This window comes from Mucilaginibacter sp. UYNi724, from assembly GCF_054057495.1.
On record NZ_JBSRZI010000006.1, the window covers coordinates 85,186 to 107,590 of the forward strand.

Consider the following 22,405-nt stretch of genomic DNA (forward strand, 5'->3'; position numbering starts at 1 on the left):
ATTTAGTAAAAATAGCGGTTAATCGGCAAAGAATAGCGGTTTACCGGCAGGCGGGATGCGCAGGTCGGCATTATAGTTGGGGACAAGACGTTGCAATACTTCGGCAGGCATTTTGCCAACATCCATAAAAGTCCAGCTTTTACCTTTATCGTCGCTTAAGGCAAGCAAATACGTGCTGGTAAGATAGTGGCCATTAAATAACTGAAGCACAATTGTTTCGGGTACAAGGCAATGCAATTGGGTGCCGGCTTTTATGATAGGGCCGGGCGCACCTACAGATCCTGAAAACGTCATCACGCCTTGTTTTTTAAGGGCGGCAATGCGGTCATCCATTAACTTTTGCAAACTATCCCTGCCACCCGAGTATGCGATAAGCTGCGGGTAGGTAAGGTCAATAACCGTTTTATAATCGCCGTTAAAACTGGCTTTTGCAAAGCGGTTGGCTTGTCGTTTTACGGCGACGGTATCCTGCGCAAATGCCCATACAGGTGTCAGAAACAAAAAAATAATATATAGCTTAAAACAGGGCATTGAATAAATGGGCGCGTAAGTTTAATATGATTGAGAACGTATTTGCCAATCAATAATTGCTGTTACAGTTTTACCGGCACCTCTGGCTTAGGAATAATAAGGTTACTGTTGAAATTGGGAAACAGCGTTTTTACTGAGCCCATGGTACCCTGGTTCATATCTAAAAAGCTCCACGTTTTACCGCCATCGCTGCTGACGCAAAGCAGGTTACTCTTAGTAGCAAAACGCCCCTGCGATGTTTTCATCACTAAAGATTCGGGCACAAGGCAATGGATCTCGTTACCCGCTTTGTAGAATTTACCCGGTGTGCCAACACTAACTTTTTCAAAGGCGAAGCCCTGGCTTTTCATCTGGTTAATGCCCGCTGTCATCATCTGCAGCATTTTTGCTTTACCGCCACCCATAGCTACCGCTTTTGGATAGATATGGTCTAAAACGGTTTTGAAATCGCTTTTAAGCAACGCGTTGGCAACAACTGTAGCCTGTTGTTTTACAACAGCCGGGTTTTGCGCAAAAACAGAAACAGGTAATACAAGCAGTATTATTAATTTAAGGGATAGCTTCATTTTTTCGTTTTGTATTTATTTGTTTTGGTACTTAAAAGGGCTATGCCGTTCTTTTTAGTCGTTTTTTTTTGATCAGGACCTTATTGGCCAATTGATTTGTACCGTCAATTTTGTCGGTATGTTTAATGCCCAATATCTCACTAATTAAATTAAAAACCGAAACATTTTCAAAAGGGCTTACAACCAAATGCTTTTTAAAGGCCGGCCCCCAGGCAATAAAGCTGGCACGCATATCTGCCACAACGGTTGGGTCGTAACCGTGCCATCCCGGGTTAAGGGCTTTTTTGCTGTTCCAAAGGTTAAATACTTTTGGGGCGCGTGGTATCAGCAATATGTCGCCAATGTGGTTGTGCCAGTCGTCGGCAGTGCCGTAGTGCATATGGGCTGGTACGTTAGTTTTAAGGTAAACATCGTAATCCTTCGCTTCTATTTTAAGGTCGTTATAAGTGCTTTGGATGTCTGCTTTATTCTTTTTAGCGTAAAGCTCTACCAAAATGCCATCGCCGGATATTACAAATTTTGAGGTGTCTATAGCGGCGGGGATGCCGATAGGGTTAAGGTTGTCTACCCGCGTCATGCCATGGTCTGATACGAATACGAAATTTACATTTTTTAAACCTGTAGTTTTTACCGCCTTTTGCAATTCGTTCACCGTCGAGTCTACAAAGTGTACTTCCTTCTCTGCCTCGGGCGAAACAGGGCCGTTTAAATGTGCGGCATGGTCTACTTGGGGCAGGTAAAAAGTGATGAGGTGCGGGCGTTCTGCAGGTGGAAGCCTCAACCAGTCTACAACGGCGGTAATGCGGTTATGTATGTCAATCTTTTCGTTGTAGATATAGTAATAGGTAGGGCGCACACCCTGTATAGCCGCTTCCGACGCCACCCAGTAAAAGCTGGCCGAAAGCATTTTTTGCTGCTCGGCACGTACCCAAAGCGGCGCGCCGCCATACCAGCTGCTATCGGCAACCTTGGCTTTATTACTCATGGCGTATTTTTCCCTGCGGGCAGGGTCATAATAGGTATTGTTAACCAAACCCGAGTGCGAGGGATACAGGCCGCTGATGATGGCATAATGGTTGGGAAATGTAACCGATGGATAAGAGGGCATCATGTAAGGTGTGCTTATGCCTTCGCTTGCCAAACGTTGCAAGTTTTGCGCGTTGTAGCGCTTGGCAAAATCATACCGGAAACCATCGGCAGAAATTAATATTACGTAAGGCTTATTTTGCTGCGTTATACTGTTTTTACGGTTGGGGATGATGTGTTGGGTGGTATCCTGGCTAAAGCCGCTGTGGCAGATGGTAAGTAGCGCTATCAGTATAAAGCTGTGTTTTTTCATGCTTATATTTAACGGGTAAAAATAACTTTTTAAGGTTAAGATAATTGTATGATAACGTTAATGTTGCAGTAGTAATACTTTGGTAAAATTACTGTGCCATAACAACTGTGTATGTTAAATGACCTACATTTATATATGGCGCAAAGCAGGGCATACATAACATTCGTAATTACACTGGCGCTGCTGGCTTGCAATACCCCCAAACGCAAGATATACATCAGCGAGTGTGATTTGAATGTTCAGTTTAAAAAGGTAAGTTTTGCCCACCTGGTAGATAGCGTTAAATATTACGATAAGCAAAACGTTGAGGTAACCGGCAAGTACATAGAAGGAAAAAACGTATCGGCCCTGGTTAACGACAGTACCTTTACCGACCACGGCAACAGCCACTCGATTTGGGTGAATTTTACGCAGGATTGCCCGCTGTACCTTGTGGGTAAACACATCGGCTTATTTGAAACCGAGGATGGCGAATACAACAAACTGAATAACCGCAAAATGACTATCCGCGGCCGCTTAGAGATTGCGAAGAAAGGGCATAAAAACACTTACCGTGCAACCCTAAACCAGGTTAGCTACCTGGAGCTTGATTAGTGCGTAACGGTAGTTTACTGCTTTCTAAAAAAGTATTATCGCCTGTACGATGCAGGTGTTTTATAAATTAGATAGCCCCAATAAACAAACAGGGATGCTAAACTTCTAGCTTAAGCCCGTCATAAGCTAATTGGATGCCGGCGGGGAGTTCCTTGGATACATCGGCATGTTTACCTAAACGGTGGCTGACGTGGGTAAGGTAGGTTTGTTCGGCATTAATATCTCGGGCAAAGGCAATGGCCTCATCCAGGGTAAAGTGCGAGATATGCTTTTCTTTTTGCAGGGCGTTTATTACCAATGTTTTCGACCCGCGGATCTTGTCTTTCTCTACATCGGATAGCGTTTTGGCATCGGTGATATAGGTGAAATCTTTTATCCTGTAACCTTTAACCGGCAGCTTATAGTGCATCACCTCGATAGGGGTAAAGCGCACATCGCCAATATTAAAAGGCTCTAAATTAATAGTGTGGAGGTTAACCTGGGGGATGCCGGGATAGCCCTTGTTGTCAAAAATATAAGGGAACTCGCGGCGCAGAGCCAGCTGTACGCGGTCATCGGCGCAAATATCCATAGGCACCTGCTGCTTGTAGTTGAACGCGCGGATATCATCCATACCGGCAACATGGTCCTTATGCTCGTGGGTAAAAACAATGGCATCCAGGTGCATCACTTTTTCGCGCAGCATCTGATACCTAAAATCGGGCCCCGAATCTATGGCGATAACTTTCCCATCGCCCTCTATTAAAATAGAGGTACGCAGCCGCTTATCGTGCTTATCGGTTGATAAGCAAACGGGGCAGGTGCAGGCTATAACGGGCACACCCTGCGAGGTTCCGGTTCCTAAAAAAGTTATGGTCACAGCTGCAATGTTGTTTGTTTAAGCTGATGCAAAAATGCAGCCTGTTTATCGTCTAACAAGTTATAATCTATCTCCAGCGTGCGGGCAAGCTCGGCCACCGCGGCTATTTTGCTTTCCAGGTTGGCAAATTTATTTACCACAATAACGCGGCTGTTTAGCAGCATGCAAGCCCCTGTTTTAAAGTTACCCTTCTCATACCTCACCCTGTAACCTGCCGATTTTAGCAGCAGCTCCAGTTTTTCGAGCGTATGGTTGGTTATGGTAAGCATCTTTTCAAAAATAGTAACATTTAACATTAAGGCAGTAAAATGTTGTAAATAGATGTTAACTGATACTAAAAATTACTTTTTAAATCTTTTTAATAAGATTTGTAGTTTGTTGGATTTCATTTTAATAATTTCCTATATTGGTGCGGTAAATCTCCCGTATTATTTAACCAATTATACCCATTATGAGCCAAAAACCCGAACGGTTCCTGTCGCTGGATGTTTTCCGCGGACTAACCATTTGTTTTATGATCATCGTAAACACACCCGGCAGCGGTGCGCATCCTTTTGCACCGCTTGAACATGCGGCGTGGTTTGGTTTTACACCTACCGACCTGGTGTTCCCATCGTTCCTTTTCGCGGTTGGTAACGCCATGAGCTTTACCATGAAAAAGTTTGATGGTTTAAGCACCGGCACCGTTTTGTACAGGATACTAAAACGCGGGCTACTCATATTTTTAATTGGCTACATTATGTATTGGTTCCCGTTTGTAGACCATGGCGCAAACGGATGGGCGTTGAGGCCTATAAGCGGTACACGTATTATGGGCGTGCTACAACGTATTGGCCTTTGCTATATTTTTGCATCCCTTATCATTTATTTTGTACGTAATAAAACGGCGGTTATTGTGTTAAGCGCATTGCTGCTTATTGGTTACCAGGTTATATTGCTTGCCTTTGGCGACCCTGCCGCACCATACGCCATGCTTACCAACGCGGGTACTTACCTTGATAAATTCTTGTTGGGGGATGGTCACCTTTACCACGGCGAAGGCGTTGCCTTTGACCCCGAGGGGATATTGAGCACCTTGCCTGCCATTGTGAACGTTATTGTAGGTTACTATGCCGGTAAATTTATCCAGGAAAAAGGTAAAGGATACGAAACTATCGGCCGTTTGGCGCTGATGGGTTGCCTGTTCATCTTCATCGCCCTTACGTGGAACATGAGTTTCCCGATAGGTAAAAAGCTATGGAGCAGCCCTTTTACATTACTTACCACAGGCATAGATATGGTGATGATATCGGGGTTGATATACGTAGTGGAAGTACAAGCCTGGAACAAATACAACTGGACATCTTTCTTCACCACCGTGGGTAAAAACCCGCTGGCCATTTATATCCTGTCGGAGATATTGGTTATCGCATTCTGGATGATCAGCATCGGCGACAAAAACCTTTACGCGTGGATAAACGATGTGTTTTACCAGAAAATAGCACCGGGCGCCATTGGCTCCCTGCTATTTGCCATCAGCTACATGCTGATATGCTGGAGTGTAGGTAAGGTGCTGGATAATAAGAAGATGTATATTAGGGTGTAAAAAGTAGGAAAATAAATCCGTCATGCCGAATTTATTTCGGCATCTCTCAGGACAAGCGAATTTGCATGAGGGATGCTGAAACGAGTTCAACCTGACATTAAAAAAAACCGGTCATGCCGAATTTATTTCGGCATCCCACAGGATAGATAGTGAACATATAAAACAACATGCTATTTAAACAGGGCCATACCTACATCATGTCTAATACATACCGAACCACTTTCTACATCGGCGTAACCGCTGATCTGCGAGCACGTGTATGGCAACATGTGAATAATGAGGGCTCAGCTTTTGTAAAGAAATATAAACTATATGATCTTGTTTATTACGAATATTTTGAACGCATAACAGATGCGATAGCCCGTGAGAAACAATTAAAGAATTGGCATAGAGACTGGAAAATTAAGCTTATTCAATCTGTTAACCCCGATATGAAAGATTTAAAAGGCGACTTATTTGACGAATAAACCGTCATCCTGAACTTGTTTCAGGATCTCTCAGGACAGGTCGTAGCCATGCAAGTTTGCTACTCAGCAAGTGGGATGCCGAAGTAAATTCGGCATGACGGTCCTCTTCTTTACACTTTAGCTTTTAAAACTAACCGCCATGCCCAGCGAGTTAGGAGGTTGAAGCCACCCCAGCTATTTACAAAGCCAATAATTTGACCGAGGCAGTTTTGAGTGAACATGGAACGGTAATTTTGCTGTGCCTGTTTGTAAACCTCATCCGGGTTTGACAGGCCGATTCGCTCGTAGATCTCGCGCCGCACGTACATGGTGCGTACAAAGTAAATGTTCATTAATATTACAAGGCTGTAAAACGATTTTTTGAGGTAACCTGCCTTTGCGGTATAACGTTCCAATAAGCCCTTGGTAAAGTGTATGTGCCGGCCTTCCTCAATATTATGCAGCTCGAAAACCTTTTGCACCACCCGGTAAATTTCGGGCGCGCGGCGGGCATGGTTGCCGTAAACATCGGTGATCAACTCCACCGACAGGCTGCCCATAAACAGGTAGTCGGCAGGCAGGTAGTTAGTGGTTATCCGGCCAAAAAACCGGTGCGCGGCGTTTTGCTGTAGGGGGCTGCCATTTACACGGGTAATAGTTTGCGCAAACATCTCTTGGTGCCGGTATTCTTCGATGATCTCGCGGATCAAAAAACGGTGTTCGGGACTATCAGGTGGCAGTGTCAAAATAAATTTCGACATAAATACGCAAAAGAGCGCTTCGCCCCAGCCATATGAATACAGCACTTGCACTAATTCGTGGCGGCCCAGATCTTTTTGCTGTTGCATGGTTAGCGTGTCATATATGGGCAGTCCACGCAGGGATGTAAGTGCTTCGGGCAGATAAAAGTCTTGTTCCAGCGGATCGTCCTGCCAGGGTATATAAGTTTCGGGCATCAATGGCCTTTCCTTACTAATCTTTATCAGACGCTCTATTTCTTCTGCCTTCATACCTGTAGTACGAAGATAGTAACTAAAAAGTCAGTATGGGGGTTTTTGAAATTATCTCAAATCAACCACCTCAACACCGGGATATGCCTTTTTATCAAACACAAAAGCGGTTTCGGCTACTTTGTAGTTGGGGGTAAAGGTGCGTAGGGTGTAGGTGTATTTACTGCCGTTCTTATCAAAGATCTGGGCGCTGTAGAGTTGGTTTTTTACCTTATCTACCATCAGGCGCACTTTAAAGAACGTTTTCTTGCTGTCCTCTGGGGTAAGGTCAATTATTTGGTAAACTTTGCCTGCAAGCTTTTGCTGGCCGGTATAAATGTACTTGTACCCTTTTTCGTACATGGTAAAGATCTTGGCGGGGTTAAAGCCTTCCTCGCTGTTGTCGGCGGTGCTTAATTGCACTTCGTTAGCATCCTTAAGGTACGTCCATTGGTTTTTACCATCGCTGATGATATCCTGCATCACTTTTTTAGTACCCGCGGCATACGCTATCACCTTATACTTATTGGTTTTTGAACGGACTATAAGCGTACCTGTATAAGTTTCCTTTACATTAGCTTGCTGGTTATCTATCGCGAGCGAATAGTCGGTTTTTACGCCATCGTAAGTGCGGTATTGTTTGCTTAGCTTGTTCAGGATAACCTTGGCGTCGGCATCCTTTTGCGCGAACGCGGTAGCAATACTTAAAGTAGATAATACTATGTAGATGAATAATTTTTTCATGTTCTTTAATTCAAATTTAAAACTCACAGGCAATAACCAATACGGCTTGTAATGGTTTAGAGTGTTGCAAACTAAATTAGTTTAATTGCGGGGTTTTTGCATTTCTTCGAGGGCGCGCTCCAGGCTGTACTCATCCGGGTAAAGCACATCGCGGGCTTTGCTGCCTTCAAAGGGGCCAACAATACCTGCAGCTTCCAACTGATCGATTATACGGCCTGCACGGTTGTAACCCAGTTTCATTTTACGCTGGATAAGAGACGTAGAACCCTGCTGATGCAATACAATTAACCGTGCGGCATCCTCAAACATCGGGTCGCGATCGTCCGGGTTAAAGTCTTTGGCACTGTTGCCTGCTTCACCTTCGCCCACATATTCCGGCAGGAACATCGCCGACGGGTAGCCGCGCTGGTTACCAATAAAGTCGGATATGCGTTCAACCTCGGGGGTATCTACAAAGGCGCACTGCAGGCGGATGAGGTCGCTGCCTGTAGACAGCAGCATATCACCACGGCCTATCAACTGGTCGGCACCGCCGGCATCCAATATGGTGCGCGAATCGATCTTTGATAACACCCTGAACGCCAAACGTGCAGGGAAGTTGGCCTTGATAGTACCTGTAATAACGTTTACCGATGGCCTTTGGGTAGCAATAACCAGGTGGATACCCACCGCACGGGCAAGCTGCGCGATACGAGCAATAGGCTGCTCCACCTCTTTACCTGCAGTCATCATCAGATCCGCAAACTCATCAATTACCAGCACAATAAACGGCAGGTAACGGTGTTTCTCGGGGTCAGCTATTTTGCGGTTAACAAACTTGGTGTTGTATTCTTTCAGGTTACGTACCTGCGCGTCTTTCAGCAAGTCGTAACGCTGGTCCATCTCAATACAAAGCGAGTTTAGCGTGTTTACTACCTTTTTGGTATCGGTGATAATAGCATCCGCCTCATCCGGCAGTTTGGCTAAAAAGTGCCGCTCTATCTTGCGGAACAGCGTAAGCTCCACCTTTTTTGGATCTACCAGTACGAATTTTAACTCAGCCGGGTGCTTTTTGTAAAGCAGCGACACCAATATGGCGTTGATACCAACCGATTTACCCTGGCCGGTAGCACCAGCAACCAGTAAGTGGGGCATTTTGGCCAAATCGGCAATAAACACCTCGTTAGAAATGGTTTTACCAAGCGCTATAGGCAGGTCCATAGTGTTGTTTTGCCATTTCTCGGTAGCCAATATCGACCGCATTGATACCATTTCGGGATTTTGGTTAGGTACCTCGATGCCGATGGTTCCCTTGCCCGGCATAGGCGCGATGATACGGATGCCCAAAGCCGCCAAGCTCAGCGCGATATCATCTTCCAGGTTCTTGATCTTAGAGATGCGCACGCCCGGCGCAGGGATAATTTCATAAAGCGTAACCGTTGGGCCAATGGTGGCTTTTATCTTATCTATCTCGATATTATAATGGTTCAGCGTTTCAACGATCTTGTTTTTGTTGGCTTCCAGCTCTTCGGAATTTACCGCGATTTTTGAAGCGCCGTAGTTCTCCAAAAGGTCAATAGTTGGGTATTTGTAGGTGGCGAGGTCTAGCTTATGGTCGTACATGCCAAACTGGTCTACCAGGCTTTTTGCTTTATCATCATCGCTTATTTCAATGTTGAGGATAGGCATGGGGCGTTCCACATCAATGGTAAGCGGGATCTCTGTTTCTTCCTCCGGCTCGTGGCTTATCTCGGGCTTTAACACTACCGGCTCGTGGAACACAGTTGTTTGTTGCAGCGGTGTTTGCTGTAAACGTTCCTGCTGCATCGGTTCGCCAGTTTCGCCCTGGGCGGCAAGCATATCCTTAACGCGGTTGCCGCCATTGCGCGGCCACTCTACAGGTAAAGAAATTTCTTCGTCTACCAATTCAACGGGCTCTGATGATAGTGCATCGGCAGCAGTTAGGTCGTCTGTTTTTATTTTACGTTCCGGTAGTTTAAAGTCGATGTTGTAGGCGATGATGAGTACCGTTAATGCCAAAAATATCAGCACAAAACCGGTACCTGATTGCCCTATCTGCGCGGCTAAAAGGCGGTTTGTCCAAAAGCCGAACTCACCCTCTAAAAAATGGGGGTAATCCAATATGAAAGCGTGGAAAAAGCCGAATGTTATCGATAGAAACACAATCGCAAACAACGTGTAGGCCAGCATTTTGCTAACCGAAAACAGTTTTATTTTAAACAGCAGGCGGTAGCCTATAATGAAAAATACAAACACGAACAGGAACGACGCCAAACCAAACCATTCGAAGATAAATTGGTTGGAAAGCAGCGCGCCAAATTTGCCCAGCCAGTTATCAACCATGGGGTTGTTAACGCCGTTCTCCAGCAGTTCTTTAGTGGTTTTGAACAGGTTGCCCCAGCCGCCGTTGGCTTTTGATACGTAGCTTTGGTCCTGCTGCCAGGTGAACAGGTAGGAGGTGAACGCGATCAGGAAAAATACCGAAAGCACCAGGCAAAATAATCCCGCTATCTTAATGATACGGCCGTCGCGCAGGTCAAAGAGTGGCATGCGCTCACCCTGTTGTTTTACAGGCCTTTCGCGCTCGGTTTTCGCGCTGCCCGATGACGGTTTTGAACCAGATTTACCCGGCGGATTCTCTTCCCTAAAACTATTTGATTTGAACTGGTTTCCTTTGATCGGCATCCTGAAAATTGAACGTTTAATTGCAAATATAAAGGTATTAGATTAAACAGATATTTTTTAATTTTTTAGTATTATTACACTTTATGAGCCTAACCGATCTGGAAGAACTTATAGCTAATGCCGATACCGGGGCTTTAGACCTTTTGCTTGCCCGTAACCCCGAGCTTGCCAGGGCAAAAACCAGCCTTAATGTATCGCCGTTGATGCTTTCCTGCTATTACCTCAAACCCGCGGTAACCAACGTGCTGCTTAAATACACTACCGATCTCACTCTTTTTGAAGCTGCCGCTGCCGACCGTTTTGATGATGTTGCCTACCTTATTGCCACCCATCCCGAACGGATCGACGCTTATGCCGATGATGGCTTTACCGCTTTAGGCCTCGCCAGCTATTTTGGCCGGTATGATATTGCTCGTTACCTGGTGCTTAAAGGCGCCGATGTAAACCGGCCAAGCGATAACGGTTATAACGTTTATCCCCTGCACTCGGCAGCCGCAGGTAATTTTACAAGCACTGCTACCATGCTGATAGAGAATGATGCCGATGTAAACGTAAAGCAGCAAAAAGGCACTACGCCTCTGCATTCTGCCGCGCAAAACGGCAACCTGGAACTGCTGATCCTGCTGCTGGAAAAAGGCGCCAAAACAGATATACGCATGGAAGGCGGCAAACTCCCCGCCGACCTGGCCCGCGAAAAAGGCTTTGATGAAATTGCCGAGATACTGGAAGGTTAGCGAAGAGCGAAAACCCTTTTGCGACTGTAAAGCCTTAAACCTTAATAGTCTCTAATGTTTATGTTACGCCACAAATAATTCCTGTTAGGAGTAACAACATCTGTATTTTGTACTCCAAATAGGAAACGCTCCACTCATCATGATCAAAAAACTACTTATCCTGTTTGTACTATCGGCCGCCATTGGCAATGCTGTAAATGCGCAAACAATTAATAAAGCCAGGTTAGATAGCCTGCTGGATGTAATTACTGCCAATAATAAAAACATGGGCAGCCTAACCATTTCGCAAAACGGACAGATAGTTTACCAAAGGAGTATTGGCAACGCGGCCATTGATAGCCCGGCGACCATCCCGGCAACAGCTAAAACCAAATACCGCATTGGCTCTATCAGTAAAATGTTTACAGGTGTTATGGTGATGCAATTGGTAGACGAGGGGAAACTTACGCTGGCAACAACGCTTGATAAATTTTATCCGCAGGTGCCAAATGCTGCAAAGATTACTATCGGAATGATGTTGAGCCACCACAGCGGCCTCCACAATTTTACTAATGACCCTGCCTACATGACTTATATGCTTGCCCCGCAAACGCACGAGCAAATGCTGACAAGGATAGCCGCAATGAAACCGGATTTTGAGCCGGGCATCAAAGGCGAGTACAGTAATACCAACTTCGTCATGTTAAGCTATATTATTGAAAAGGTCACTAAAAAAACTTACCCGGAACTGGTTAAACAGCGTGTGGTAAATAAGATAGGTTTAAAGGATACTTACTACGGTGTTAAAACGAACACTGCTAATAACGAGGCGCTTTCTTACACCTATACAGGCAATAAATGGGGAAAGTTCATGGAAACTGATATGAGCATCCCAACAGGTGCAGGGTCCATGGTATCAACCTCAACAGATCTGGATAGGTTTATCGAAGCATTATTTGCAGGCAAGCTTGTAAAACCCGCCAGCTTAGAGTTGATGAAAACGATGAAAGACAATTACGGCTTGGCTATGTTTAAAAAAGACATTAAAGGCAAGGTGTACTACGGGCATGGCGGCGCGATTGATGCCTACCGTTCGGAGTTAGCTTACTTCCCTGCCGAGAAATTAGCTGTGAGTTATACCAGCAATGGCGGCAGTTACGACCCCTCCAAAATTTTACAGGGAGTATTAAGTATTTGTTTCAACCAACCCTATAACATTCCAACTTTTAAAACGCTGGCGCTAAAAACAGCAGATCTTGACAAATACCTTGGTGTGTATGCAAGCCCTGACTTTCCTGTTAAGATCACCATGACCAAAGGTAACACTACGCTGATAGGCACAGCTGCCGGGCAGAGCGCCATTAAGTTTGATGCAGTCGCCAAAAATGTATTTGAATTTGAGCCTTACGATATCCATTTGGAATTTGATACCGAAAAAGGCCAATTCACTTTAATGCAAAGGGGCAAAATAACGGTGTTTACGCGCGAGTAAAATTGCAATATTATTCAAACTGCAATTCCCATTTATCCTCGCCGCCATCTACCACACGGAAGATTGTTTTTTCTACGGATACGCCATCTACAGAAGATTCTAACCTTACGGTTTCATGGTCGTGGTATTCGGCTTCGCGGGGCACCATTACTGCGGTAAGGTCTGCAGGGTTGCCGTCAATTTTTATCGTTTTCATGATTGTATAGGGTTATATAGCTTCAACAAAGGGAATTGGAATAAGTTTCGGTTAAGCTGATAGCTGTGCTTTATAAGCGTAGAGTTTACTCACCCCGCCTACGCTCCGCTGGTCGACCTTTCTATGTTTCGCAAAGAGGGTAAAGAGCAGGATGATTTTTTCTAACCCTCTTTCCGCGCAGCGAAGAGAGGGTGGTCGAGCGAAGCAATGACCGGGTGAGTAAAATCGTTGGAATGCTTAGACAGGCTCACCATGACTCACTATTTATACAACACCTGGCATTTCTCACAATAAAAACTTGCCCTGCGGGATTTGCCGGTGTCTTTACTTTTAAATGGTACCTGGTTACGCGGGCATTCCTTTTTATGGTAGGCTTGCCAGTGCTTTTTGAGCGTACCTGCTTTGCGCTGCTCAAAAAACTCGAAGCTGTATTTGATGGCCTCGTGTATCATTTCTTTAACCGCTTTGGGGGGCATGGCGGCTATCAAACTTTCCGGGTGGATGCAGGCACGGAACAGCACTTCATTCTTGATTATATTGCCAACTCCTGAGAAGATCTGCTGATTCATCAATGCATCACAAGCCAGAAGTTCAGGCTCGGCCTTCATTTTTTTGATGGCATGTTTGGTATCCCACTCATCGCTCATAATGTCGGCTTTCCAGTCGTAAACCTCGTCCAATGGTTCGGTGATCAACTTTAGCTGGCAGGCGTAAAAGTTGAGTTCGCCATCTTCAAATTGCAGGTGCAGGCGCGGTGGTTTTTCGGTATGCTCGTTGATGCGGTAGGTGCCAAACATCATCATGTGGATGCGTACCGTGAATTTTGGGAAGCAGATCAAAAAATGCTTGCCCCAGCTTTTAAAGTCGGTAATGGGTTGGTCGGTAAGCATGGCGGCATCAAGCGTGCCGTTGTTACAACTGGCGTGGATCACTTTGTCGCCCTTAAATTGCTGTACCTTTTCTTTTAATATGAGTATGCTTGGCCCTTCAGGCATGGTAGTTAGTTTTGAAGGGACGGACGCAAATATTAAGCCAGGGTGGAGATGGGAGCGAGGAAGGAGAGTGCTGGAGCGGGGAAAACTGTTAATGCTTTGTATAGATGCCCCAAGCTCCCGGCAACTCGCCTCCCCCCTTTTAAACTCGAACCGAAATAAATTGATTTACTGAGCTCTAAATTTTTAAAGTTACATTTACCGCATGCATACAGACGAGCAGGTATTTAAAACAGCCGATAAAACAGTAGAATTATTATATTCTTTAGACGATTATGACAATGAGAAAAATGTAGATGTTTTCGTAACGCTTGAAAAAGACGGGCTATCGTATGATTATGTAGCTGTTTATACTAAACGGAGCATTGATAAAGTACCAACCTGGGTACGTAATAAAATCAAAGGGAGTTAATGCTTCTTCTTTTTCAGCAAACCACCTGTAGTGTCATCCACACTTTGCTGTACGATGAATGCGGCGGGATCAATTCTTAAAACTTCTTTTTTAAGCAACGGTACTTCTAAACGGGTTGCCACAGTGAAAATAATTTCGCGCGGGGCGTTGATGTGCCCATCCTTACCATAGCCGCTTTTACCCTGGTAAACCGTAACCCCACGGCCAAGCTTTTGGGTGATAGCCAAACGGATCTCTTCGCCTTTGGCAGATACGATGGTCATGCCGGTATATTGCTCCAATCCGTTAAGAATGAAATCTATCATTTTAGATGCCGAGAGATAAGTAAGTATGGAGTACAGTGCCTTCTCGACCCCTAACTGGATGATCGCGGCGCCAAAAATAACCACGTTTAGTATCAATATTACATCGCTTACGCGCACCACCTGTGTTTTTTTGCTCACTAATAGGGCGGCAATCTCGGTACCGTCAAGCACCGCGCCGCCACGTATAGCCATCCCAATACCCGCGCCTATAAATACACCGCCAAACACGGCGGTAAGTAGTTTATCGGGCGTAACATCGGGGAAGTGCATAAAAGCCAGTACAAGTGAAAGGCCGCCAATAGCCGCCGCGCCCTTTAAGGCGAATGTTGCGCCCAGTTTACGATAGCCTAAAAACAAAAAAGGTAAATTAATAATAAATATCAGCACAGATAACGGCAGGCCGGTAGCATCGGCTACTAAAATGGAGATGCCGGTAACGCCGCCGTCGATAAAATGGCTGGGTAACAAAAAACCCTTCAAACCCATCCCTGCAGATAGGATGCCCAAAATAATAAGTAACGAATCGACAAGTGCGCCCCTGAATTTCATAAGTGCTAATAAACAGTAACCAATAGGATGTAGGGTTAATATAGCAAAAATCAACTAAAGGGCAAGTTTACCAGCCACTCTTCAACCCCTCTTTCAACGCTGCCTGGTAATTTTTCAGGTCGAATGAGTATAGGTATGGGGCTTTGTGGGCACCACCTTTGCGGGTTGTCTCCAGCTTGTTCAGGATGCCAAAGCCAAGCATGCGGCGCTGAAAGTTGCGGCGGTCCAGCTTTTTATCAAGAATGGTTTCGTAAAGTTTTTGCAGCTCGGGCATGGTAAACTCCTTAGGCATCAGGTTGTAACCAATGGGCTGGTAGTTTAGCTGCAGGCGTAGGGTATCTAAGGCTTTCCTGAATATTAATTCGTGGTCCAGCTGAAACTTGGGCAGGTCGTTAAGGTCACGCCAGGTGCATATTTCAGAGAAGTCATCAGGAGTGGGGGTAACGTTAAAAAAATCCACCAAAGCGTAATAACCTATAGATATAAAGCGCTGTCCAAAAAAGTTTTTTTCGGCAGGCAGCATATCTTTATACATCTCGTTATGGATCTTGGATCGGTCCGGGTCGCCAAAAACGTGGAATTGTTGTAAAAATATTTCATCAATACCGGTGCGCTCTTTCAGGATCCGGTCGGCAGCGTTTTCCATTGGCTCAAGTTTTCGCACAAAGCCGCCGGGCAGGTACCAGGCATCTTCGTTGTTACTTTTAAGCATCAAAACCTTCATTTGCCCTTCATGAAAACCAAATACCACACAGTCTATAGATATATGGTTAAGATATACCTTACCGGCCTCGGCCCAAAAATCTTCCAGCTGCTGTTTAGTTAACATTTAACGCGTTGATAAAAATTACTTTGATTGTTTAAATTTAATATTTACAATTGTGTACCAATTACACCATGTGTAGGTCGCTTATTAAAAACCAATTATAACTAATAAGTTTTACAGTAATTTAATATTGCGAAAATTAACCTGAATAAATGGTGATAAACCGTACACGCCAAAAAAACTCATTTAATGAAAAAATATTTTACCAATAAGCCGTTTGCCATACTTGGTGCCGCTGCATTTTTTTGTATGCCGCTAAACAAAGCCATGGCCCAAAAGCAAACCGAAGCTGCAAAAATGAACGCTTTTGTAAGCGCGTTAATGAAAAAGATGACAGTGGACGAAAAGATAGGGCAGCTTAACCTGGTAACAGGCGGTATGGCTATCACAGGGTCGGTAACTAATAATGGTATTGGCGATGGCGTTAAAAAAGGCGCTATCGGCGGTATTTTTGGTTTATACGGGACAGAGAATGTACGCAAAATGCAGGAAGCCGCTGTAAAAGGCACCCGCCTGCATATCCCTTTAATATTTGGTTTAGATGTTATACACGGGCACCGCACCATATTCCCTATACCGTTGGGTATGTCGGCAACGTGGGATATGGCTATCGTGGAGCATGCCGCGCACATAGCCGCTAAAGAAGCTACTGCAGAAGGGCTAAACTGGGTTTTCAGCCCGATGGTTGATATTGCCCGCGACGCGCGTTGGGGCCGGATCTCTGAGGGTGGGGGTGAAGACCCTTACTTGGGTGGTAAAATTGCCGCTGCCATGATAAGGGGTTACCAGGGCAGCAGTATGAAAAATGCCGATGCGGTAATGGCTTGTGTAAAACACTTTGCACTTTACGGCGGCGCCGAAGCTGGCCGCGAATATAACACGGTTGATATGAGCCGCCTGGCGATGTACAACTATTACCTGCCGCCATATAAAGCGGCGCTTGATGCAGGCGCGGGTAGTTTCATGAGCTCGTTTAATGTGGTTGATGGTGTGCCGGCGACTACCAACAAATGGTTACTTACTGATCTGTTGCGCAAGCAATGGGGCTTTAACGGTTTTGTAGTATCAGATTATACTGCGCTAAACGAAACCACCAATCACGGTATGGGCGACTTGCAAACGGTATCTGCCCTGGCCTTAAAAGCCGGCCTTGATATGGATATGGTAGGCGAAGGCTTTTTAACCACACTAAAAAAATCGTTACAACAAGGTAAAGTTACCCAGGCAGATATTGACCTGGCTTGTCGCCGAATTTTGGAAGCAAAATACAAACTGGGATTATTTGATAACCCATATAAATCTTTAGATCCGCAACGCGAGAAAACCGACATCATGACAGATGCCAACCGCAAAGCATCCCGCCTTACTGCAGAGCACTCTTTTGTGTTGTTGAAAAATGCAAACCAAATACTGCCGTTAAAAAAATCTGGTGGTAGTATCGCGCTTGTTGGCCCGCTGGCCGATAATAAACGCGATATGCTTGGCACCTGGGTAATTGGCGGCGAGTGGGAAAAGTCTATAAGCGTGATAGAAGGTATCAAACACATTGTGGGTGATAACGTAAAGATCAACTACGCTAAAGGAAGTAATATTACCGACGATACCACCTTTATGAAACGCCTTAACTTTGGCCCGGGCATGGTGTCGCTTGATAAACAATCACCCGATGATATGATTGAAGATGCAGTGAAGGCTGCAAAAAAATCGGATATTATTGTTGCCGTGGTTGGCGAATCGCAAAGCATGAGCGGCGAATCATCAAGCCGTTCTGATATTAACATCCCCGAAAGCCAGCAGCTGATGCTTAAAGCACTTGCCAAACTGGGTAAACCTATTGTAATTGTATTGTTTAACGGCCGCCCGCTTACCCTAACCTGGGAGAATGAGCACGCCGCCGCCATATTAGATGTTTGGGCACCGGGTACCGAAGCAGGTAACGCCATTGCCGAAGTATTATTTGGCAACTACAATCCATCCGGTAAATTAACGGCAACCTTCCCGCGTAGTGTGGGGCAGATACCTATTTATTATAATCACTTAAATACAGGCCGACCGTATGCATCGGGCTCAACTAAATTTAAATCGAACTATTTAGATATCAGCAATGACCCGTTGTACCCATTCGGTTACGGTTTAAGCTACAGCAACTTTACTTACAGCAACCTTACGCTTAGTAAAACCAAATTAAAAGGGAACGAAACCCTTACGGCAACAGTTACAGTTACCAACAACGGCCCTTACGCAGGTGAAGAAGTAGTACAATTGTATATAGGCGACCCGGCAGCAAGCATCAGCCGCCCGGTTAAAGAGCTTAAAGGGTTTAGAAAAATAAGCCTGCAAAATGGAGAGAAAAAAGAAGTAAGTTTCCCGATTACAACAAACCAGCTTCAGTTTTACAACAGCCAGCTAAAATACGATTGGGAGCCGGGAGAATTTGTGATACAGGTAGGCACCAGTTCGGCTGATGTTAAAACCGCTAAAGTAACTTGGGCCAAATAGGGCAAACGCCTCAGCGTAAATAAATTCAGTTAGATTTTTTTTATATAAATACAGATACAATATGCCCTGGTAATATTACCAGGGCATTTTTTTTTTATACAAATGATATATAGGCTATAAAAATCACTTGGTGTAAAACAACGCAAAAAAAGTATAGTGATTTAGTGGAATAACTGTAAAATTAACAGGAATTTAACAGAGCGGTTATTTTAAACAGCCTACTTCTTAAAAAAATCAAATAAGTTTTTTAATTAATTTGAGATAGGGGATGGTTTAGGTTGTTATGAAAAGCAAATTTCGTTTTTTGACAAAAAAAACGCTTTACAACAAGATTTTTACATTGCGAAATTGTTAAACTTAATATCGAATTATTAAGATGTATTTAACAAATGGTTATTAAATTGAAATATTGAAACGTATTGTACAGTAACTAATAAATAATTTATAATTCGTATAAAGCGGCTTGTGTAACCTATACACTCTATTTATATTAGAGCATACCAATTATAAACCTTTTCTTTTTAAAGAAAAGCAAACAAATTTAACGGATAAACAAGATTGATGGGCGTTAAGTATTGCGCAGCAACTTTTAAACCGAATAAAATTTTTAACAGGATAGTGTAACTACATGATAAAACTTTTACTAATTCTACATGCTAATAATCCCAGCCCGGCCAGGGGGGCGCCATAACTAAAAAATTCTATTTTTTGAGGTGGTTGCCATTGTTATCTCACCAGCATACCGGCCATCCTCATTGATATCGATCTTAAATCAAATATATTAATCAACTAAATCTCAATCTCATGTTTAAAAGTTTACTCCTTAAGGGAAGAACACTATGCCTGCTACTATGCTGCATGGTTTCTTCATTGGTAGTTAATGCTCAAACAAAACACTCTGGTAAAGTTACCGGCAGCGACGACAAGCTGCCAGTAGTAGGGGCCAGTGTGCGTATCAAGGGCACTACTATCGGTACACAAACTGATGTTAACGGACAGTACAACATCAATGTTAATCCAGGCGACGTATTGGTCATCTCATACCTGGGTTACCAAACAAACGAGCTTACTGTCGGCGCAAGCGAAACAATTAACGTTGTTTTACAAAGCGGCAGTAACGCGTTGAACGAAGTAGTAGTAACGGGCTACACTACGCAACGTAAAAAAGACATTTCCGGTTCTGTTACTACAGTAAATGTTACAGCTGCAAAATCTGTTCCTACAGTAAGTACAGAAAGTATGCTACAAGGCCAGGCTGCCGGTGTTAACGTTGTAACACAAGGTTCTCCAGGTGGTGGTGCTCAGGTAACTATTCGTGGTTTAAGCAACTTTGGTAGCTCATCTCCGCTTTACGTAGTTGATGGTTTGCAAACTGGTAATATCTCTAACCTAAACCCTAACGACATTGAGTCGATTTCGGTACTGAAAGATGCTGGTGCTGCTGCTATCTACGGTGTAAGTGGTGGTAACGGTGTTGTAGTTGTCACTACTAAAAAAGGTAAACAAGGCAAAACATCAATTTCTTACGATGCATTTTACGGCACTACCCAAGCATTAGGCGGTAATGTATTTAATACGCTTAATGCAGACCAGTACGAGCAATTATTACTTAAAGCTGATCCGGGTAACGCGTTATTGCTTAATGGTAAAATTGCCGATTATGGTTACCAGGCCGGTTCTGGCGCCAGGGGCGTATTCAACCAGGCCAATGCTTCTAATTTTCTACCAAACTATCACCTGGATAATGATCCAGCAAAGGATTACCTGATCCAAAAATTTGCTAAAGGCGCAGGTACGGATTGGTTCCACGAAATTTTCAAAAGTGCTCCAATTCAACAACATTCATTAAGCGCAAGTGGTGCAAGCGATAAAAGCAACTACTACTTATCTTTAGGTTACACCAACCAACAGGGTACGCTTATAAATACCTACTTTAAAAGATACCAGGCCCGTGTTAACACCAGCTTTAGTGTGAAAGATCACATCAGGTTAGGTGAGAACATGAGTTACTATTATATCAGCTCGCCTAACGGTGGTGGTGGTTTAGTTGGCGGTGGTAACCTTAACGAGGGTAACCCTATCTCCGAAACTTACCGTATACTTCCTTTTATCCCTGTTAGAGATATTGCAGGTAACTTAGGTGGTACTTACGCCGGCCCGGCTGCTTTGGGTAACGCCCTTAACCCTGTTGGTATGCAAGAGCGCCAAAACACTACTCATACCAATGAATATGGTATGCAGGGTACCGTGTTTGCAGAAGCCGACTTCCTGAAACACTTTACCGCACGTACCGCTTACAGTGCAAGCATTTACAACCGCTACTTCTACAACATCGGTTACCGCCAATATGATAGCGGTGAAGCACATGGTGGTAACAATAGCTACAGCGAGGGTGCGTCATATGATACCAACTTTAACTGGAGCAACACTTTAAATTACAAACAAGTATTTGGCAAACACAGCATCGGCGTGTTAGCAGGTTTCGAGCAAAGAGGCCGCACAAACCGCTCTTTAAGCGCGGGTGCCAAAAATCTTTTCTCGCTTGATCCTTTCTATGCAAACATCTCTAATGGCCAGCCAGGTCAAACTACAGCAACCAGCGGTTTCGGTAACGACGCTAATGGCCTAAGCAAAATCATGTCATTCTTCGCAAGGGTAGATTATACCTTTAACGACAGGTACATTCTTGGTGCAACCGTACGTCGTGATGGTAGCTCATTATTCTCTACAGGAAATAAATGGGGTACTTTCCCGGCAGTGTCTGCTGCATGGCGCGTCTCTCAGGAAGAGTTTCTTAAAGGCTCGACTTGGTTGAACGACTTAAAGATCCGTGGTAGCTACGGTACATCAGGTTACAATGGTAACGTTAAAGTAAACAGTGCTTACGCTGCATTTGGTGGTGGTGCAGGTTCATCATCTTACCCAATCGACGGTTCGTCAAACTCTGTAATCCCTGGTTACTTAACAAGTTCATTGGGTAACCCAAACACAACATGGGAAACTGATAAAGTGTTGAACGTTGGTTTTGATGCATCACTATTCAATCATTTAGATTTGACTGTGGAGTACTATAAAAAGACTATTACGGGGCTGCTTGTGAATGTACCTCTTCCTGGTGTAGTAGGTGGTTCAGACGCCGCTATACCAGATGTTAATAACGGTGCTGTGGTTAACAAAGGTTTTGATATTAGCGCCACGTACCACGGTTCTACTTCAGGCCTTACTTACTCTATTGGCGCAAACATCACTACAGTGAAAAATGAGATCACTCAAATTGGTGCTCCGTTCTTCACAGGTAATGTTCGTAGCGGTAACGTAGTTTATAACCACTTAGGTGGCAGCATTGGTGAATTCTACGGTTATAAAGTACAAGGTTACTGGAACAACCAAGCCGAAATTGATGCGCTTAACGCGCAACAAAAGCCAGATCTGTTCGGTTCGACGGCTAAATACCAAACAGATGCAGCCCCTGGCCGCTTCCGTTATACCGACGTAAATGGCGATGGCCGTATTACTGATGCTGACCGTACCAAAATTGGTAGCCCAACTCCTGACTTTACTTATGGTGTTAACTTAAACCTGGGTTACAAAGGTTTTGACATGAGCGCTGTATTCTACGGTTCACAAGGTAACGATGCTTACAACACTATTAAATACTGGACTAACTTCTACGGTTCACAAACCGGTAACAAAAGCTTAGACCTGTTGAACAATTCTTGGACTCCTACCAATACAAACCCTAAAGCACCTATCATAGAGAAAACAACCAACTTCAGTACAGCTGATGCGGTTAACTCTTATTATGTAGAGAACGCTTCATTCTTAAAATTAAAATCGGTACAAATTGGTTACACGTTTGCGCCAAGCATTCTTAAAAGCGTAGGTGTTGACAAATTACGTGCCTACATACAAGGTACTAATTTGTTTACTTCTACAAAATACACCGGCCTTGATCCGGAAATTCAGGCATTCGATGGCCGTAACAGCCAGGGTGTAGACAGAGGTAACTACCCTAACAATGAGCGCAGATTTATATTTGGCGTAAACCTTAGTTTCTAATAATAACTAACATAATATATAAAG

The 22,405-nt window shown here is 44.3% G+C and carries 20 protein-coding genes; 8 read left to right on the plus strand and 12 right to left on the minus strand.

The features are described 5' to 3' along the window. Positions 1 to 18: 18 nt before the first annotated feature. From ACVW0P_RS10675 to ACVW0P_RS10685, 3 genes are all read right to left on the minus strand, one after another. Complete coding sequence (locus ACVW0P_RS10675; protein WP_457132079.1) at positions 19 to 501, minus strand: hypothetical protein; 483 nt, start codon at positions 499 to 501, stop codon at positions 19 to 21. A 92-nt stretch (positions 502 to 593) separates the two neighbouring features. Beyond that, complete coding sequence (locus tag ACVW0P_RS10680) at positions 594 to 1,097, minus strand: hypothetical protein (RefSeq protein ID WP_457132080.1); 504 nt, start codon at positions 1,095 to 1,097, stop codon at positions 594 to 596. Between the two features lie 40 nt (positions 1,098 to 1,137). Further along, positions 1,138 to 2,436: an alkaline phosphatase family protein gene (locus tag ACVW0P_RS10685; RefSeq protein ID WP_457132081.1), complete on the minus strand. Its 1,299-nt coding sequence runs from the start codon at positions 2,434 to 2,436 to the stop codon at positions 1,138 to 1,140. A 111-nt stretch (positions 2,437 to 2,547) separates the two neighbouring features. Here ACVW0P_RS10685 and ACVW0P_RS10690 point away from each other — a divergent pair, with 111 nt between their 5' ends. Then, complete coding sequence (locus tag ACVW0P_RS10690) at positions 2,548 to 3,030, plus strand: hypothetical protein (RefSeq protein ID WP_457132082.1); 483 nt, start codon at positions 2,548 to 2,550, stop codon at positions 3,028 to 3,030. 97 nt (positions 3,031 to 3,127) lie between these two features. On the opposite strand, the gene ACVW0P_RS10695 is transcribed toward ACVW0P_RS10690, so the two are convergent. Beyond that, the gene (locus ACVW0P_RS10695) at positions 3,128 to 3,889 is read right to left on the minus strand and encodes an MBL fold metallo-hydrolase (RefSeq protein ID WP_457132083.1); all 762 of its coding nucleotides are present in this window, start codon (positions 3,887 to 3,889) and stop codon (positions 3,128 to 3,130) included. Then, positions 3,886 to 4,185 carry a hypothetical protein gene (locus tag ACVW0P_RS10700; protein ID WP_457132084.1) on the minus strand — a complete coding sequence of 100 codons (300 nt, stop codon included), beginning with the start codon at positions 4,183 to 4,185 and terminating at the stop codon, positions 3,886 to 3,888. The genes ACVW0P_RS10695 and ACVW0P_RS10700 overlap by 4 nt, the downstream gene beginning before the upstream one ends. A gap of 155 nt (positions 4,186 to 4,340) precedes the next feature. On the opposite strand from ACVW0P_RS10700, the gene ACVW0P_RS10705 reads away from it, so the two are divergent. Together ACVW0P_RS10705 and ACVW0P_RS10710 are read left to right on the plus strand one after the other, a co-directional pair. Further along, entirely contained in the window at positions 4,341 to 5,474 is a 1,134-nt protein-coding gene (locus tag ACVW0P_RS10705) for an acyltransferase family protein (RefSeq protein ID WP_457132085.1), read from the plus strand. A gap of 167 nt (positions 5,475 to 5,641) precedes the next feature. Beyond that, entirely contained in the window at positions 5,642 to 5,941 is a 300-nt protein-coding gene (locus tag ACVW0P_RS10710; protein WP_457132086.1) for a GIY-YIG nuclease family protein, read from the plus strand. 110 nt (positions 5,942 to 6,051) lie between these two features. Here ACVW0P_RS10710 and ACVW0P_RS10715 read toward each other — a convergent pair whose 3' ends face one another. The 3 genes from ACVW0P_RS10715 to ACVW0P_RS10725 all read right to left on the minus strand — a co-directional run bounded on the left by ACVW0P_RS10715 (position 6,052) and on the right by ACVW0P_RS10725 (position 10,338). Then, a complete protein-coding gene (locus ACVW0P_RS10715; protein WP_457132087.1) occupies positions 6,052 to 6,930 on the minus strand; it encodes a diiron oxygenase in 879 nt (292 codons plus the stop codon). A 51-nt stretch (positions 6,931 to 6,981) separates the two neighbouring features. Next, the gene (locus tag ACVW0P_RS10720; RefSeq protein ID WP_457132088.1) at positions 6,982 to 7,653 is read right to left on the minus strand and encodes a LolA family protein; all 672 of its coding nucleotides are present in this window, start codon (positions 7,651 to 7,653) and stop codon (positions 6,982 to 6,984) included. An 81-nt stretch (positions 7,654 to 7,734) separates the two neighbouring features. After that, complete coding sequence (locus tag ACVW0P_RS10725; RefSeq protein WP_457132089.1) at positions 7,735 to 10,338, minus strand: DNA translocase FtsK 4TM domain-containing protein; 2,604 nt, start codon at positions 10,336 to 10,338, stop codon at positions 7,735 to 7,737. An 83-nt stretch (positions 10,339 to 10,421) separates the two neighbouring features. On the opposite strand from ACVW0P_RS10725, the gene ACVW0P_RS10730 reads away from it, so the two are divergent. Continuing rightward, on the plus strand, positions 10,422 to 11,072 hold the full coding sequence (locus ACVW0P_RS10730; RefSeq protein ID WP_457132090.1) for an ankyrin repeat domain-containing protein: 651 nt from the start codon (positions 10,422 to 10,424) through the stop codon (positions 11,070 to 11,072). 139 nt (positions 11,073 to 11,211) lie between these two features. Beyond that, entirely contained in the window at positions 11,212 to 12,543 is a 1,332-nt protein-coding gene (locus ACVW0P_RS10735) for a serine hydrolase domain-containing protein (protein ID WP_457132091.1), read from the plus strand. A gap of 10 nt (positions 12,544 to 12,553) precedes the next feature. On the opposite strand, the gene ACVW0P_RS10740 is transcribed toward ACVW0P_RS10735, so the two are convergent. Both ACVW0P_RS10740 and ACVW0P_RS10745 read right to left on the minus strand, forming a co-directional pair. Further along, positions 12,554 to 12,739 carry a hypothetical protein gene (locus tag ACVW0P_RS10740; protein WP_354431239.1) on the minus strand — a complete coding sequence of 62 codons (186 nt, stop codon included), beginning with the start codon at positions 12,737 to 12,739 and terminating at the stop codon, positions 12,554 to 12,556. Between the two features lie 260 nt (positions 12,740 to 12,999). Continuing rightward, positions 13,000 to 13,734, minus strand: coding sequence for a DNA-formamidopyrimidine glycosylase family protein (locus ACVW0P_RS10745; protein WP_457132092.1), 735 nt, complete (start codon positions 13,732 to 13,734; stop codon positions 13,000 to 13,002). 202 nt (positions 13,735 to 13,936) lie between these two features. Here ACVW0P_RS10745 and ACVW0P_RS10750 point away from each other — a divergent pair, with 202 nt between their 5' ends. Then, on the plus strand, positions 13,937 to 14,143 hold the full coding sequence (locus ACVW0P_RS10750) for a hypothetical protein (RefSeq protein ID WP_457132093.1): 207 nt from the start codon (positions 13,937 to 13,939) through the stop codon (positions 14,141 to 14,143). Here ACVW0P_RS10750 and ACVW0P_RS10755 read toward each other — a convergent pair. Both ACVW0P_RS10755 and ACVW0P_RS10760 read right to left on the minus strand, forming a co-directional pair. Next, positions 14,140 to 14,997 (minus strand): YitT family protein, encoded by an 858-nt coding sequence (locus ACVW0P_RS10755; protein WP_457132094.1) that lies wholly within the window; start codon positions 14,995 to 14,997, stop codon positions 14,140 to 14,142. The two genes, ACVW0P_RS10750 and ACVW0P_RS10755, sit on opposite strands and share 4 nt — an antisense overlap. 67 nt (positions 14,998 to 15,064) lie before the next feature. Beyond that, positions 15,065 to 15,826 carry an NUDIX hydrolase gene (locus tag ACVW0P_RS10760; protein ID WP_354431235.1) on the minus strand — a complete coding sequence of 254 codons (762 nt, stop codon included), beginning with the start codon at positions 15,824 to 15,826 and terminating at the stop codon, positions 15,065 to 15,067. Positions 15,827 to 16,012: 186 nt separating this feature from the next. Between ACVW0P_RS10760 and bglX the strand changes: the two genes are divergently transcribed. Then, on the plus strand, positions 16,013 to 18,322 hold the full coding sequence (gene bglX / locus ACVW0P_RS10765) for a beta-glucosidase BglX (protein WP_457132095.1): 2,310 nt from the start codon (positions 16,013 to 16,015) through the stop codon (positions 18,320 to 18,322). An 804-nt stretch (positions 18,323 to 19,126) separates the two neighbouring features. Beyond that, the gene (locus ACVW0P_RS10770; protein ID WP_457132096.1) at positions 19,127 to 22,381 is read left to right on the plus strand and encodes a SusC/RagA family TonB-linked outer membrane protein; all 3,255 of its coding nucleotides are present in this window, start codon (positions 19,127 to 19,129) and stop codon (positions 22,379 to 22,381) included. Positions 22,382 to 22,405 lie beyond the last annotated feature (24 nt).

What these genes read in the sequence shown, in the direction of transcription:
- ACVW0P_RS10680 (WP_457132080.1), bottom strand. Translation starts at nt 1,097, where the DNA reads ATGAAGCTATCCCTTAAATTAATAATACTGCTTGTATTACCTGTTTCT.
- ACVW0P_RS10685 (WP_457132081.1), bottom strand. Translation starts at nt 2,436, where the DNA reads ATGAAAAAACACAGCTTTATACTGATAGCGCTACTTACCATCTGCCAC.
- ACVW0P_RS10690 (WP_457132082.1), top strand. Translation starts at nt 2,548, where the DNA reads ATGTTAAATGACCTACATTTATATATGGCGCAAAGCAGGGCATACATA.
- ACVW0P_RS10700 (WP_457132084.1), bottom strand. Translation starts at nt 4,185, where the DNA reads ATGTTAAATGTTACTATTTTTGAAAAGATGCTTACCATAACCAACCAT.
- ACVW0P_RS10705 (WP_457132085.1), top strand. Translation starts at nt 4,341, where the DNA reads ATGAGCCAAAAACCCGAACGGTTCCTGTCGCTGGATGTTTTCCGCGGA.
- ACVW0P_RS10710 (WP_457132086.1), top strand. Translation starts at nt 5,642, where the DNA reads ATGCTATTTAAACAGGGCCATACCTACATCATGTCTAATACATACCGA.
- ACVW0P_RS10715 (WP_457132087.1), bottom strand. Translation starts at nt 6,930, where the DNA reads ATGAAGGCAGAAGAAATAGAGCGTCTGATAAAGATTAGTAAGGAAAGG.
- ACVW0P_RS10720 (WP_457132088.1), bottom strand. Translation starts at nt 7,653, where the DNA reads ATGAAAAAATTATTCATCTACATAGTATTATCTACTTTAAGTATTGCT.
- ACVW0P_RS10725 (WP_457132089.1), bottom strand. Translation starts at nt 10,338, where the DNA reads ATGCCGATCAAAGGAAACCAGTTCAAATCAAATAGTTTTAGGGAAGAG.
- ACVW0P_RS10730 (WP_457132090.1), top strand. Translation starts at nt 10,422, where the DNA reads ATGAGCCTAACCGATCTGGAAGAACTTATAGCTAATGCCGATACCGGG.
- ACVW0P_RS10735 (WP_457132091.1), top strand. Translation starts at nt 11,212, where the DNA reads ATGATCAAAAAACTACTTATCCTGTTTGTACTATCGGCCGCCATTGGC.
- ACVW0P_RS10740 (WP_354431239.1), bottom strand. Translation starts at nt 12,739, where the DNA reads ATGAAAACGATAAAAATTGACGGCAACCCTGCAGACCTTACCGCAGTA.
- ACVW0P_RS10745 (WP_457132092.1), bottom strand. Translation starts at nt 13,734, where the DNA reads ATGCCTGAAGGGCCAAGCATACTCATATTAAAAGAAAAGGTACAGCAA.
- ACVW0P_RS10750 (WP_457132093.1), top strand. Translation starts at nt 13,937, where the DNA reads ATGCATACAGACGAGCAGGTATTTAAAACAGCCGATAAAACAGTAGAA.
- ACVW0P_RS10755 (WP_457132094.1), bottom strand. Translation starts at nt 14,997, where the DNA reads ATGAAATTCAGGGGCGCACTTGTCGATTCGTTACTTATTATTTTGGGC.
- ACVW0P_RS10760 (WP_354431235.1), bottom strand. Translation starts at nt 15,826, where the DNA reads ATGTTAACTAAACAGCAGCTGGAAGATTTTTGGGCCGAGGCCGGTAAG.
- bglX (WP_457132095.1), top strand. Translation starts at nt 16,013, where the DNA reads ATGAAAAAATATTTTACCAATAAGCCGTTTGCCATACTTGGTGCCGCT.
- ACVW0P_RS10770 (WP_457132096.1), top strand. Translation starts at nt 19,127, where the DNA reads ATGTTTAAAAGTTTACTCCTTAAGGGAAGAACACTATGCCTGCTACTA.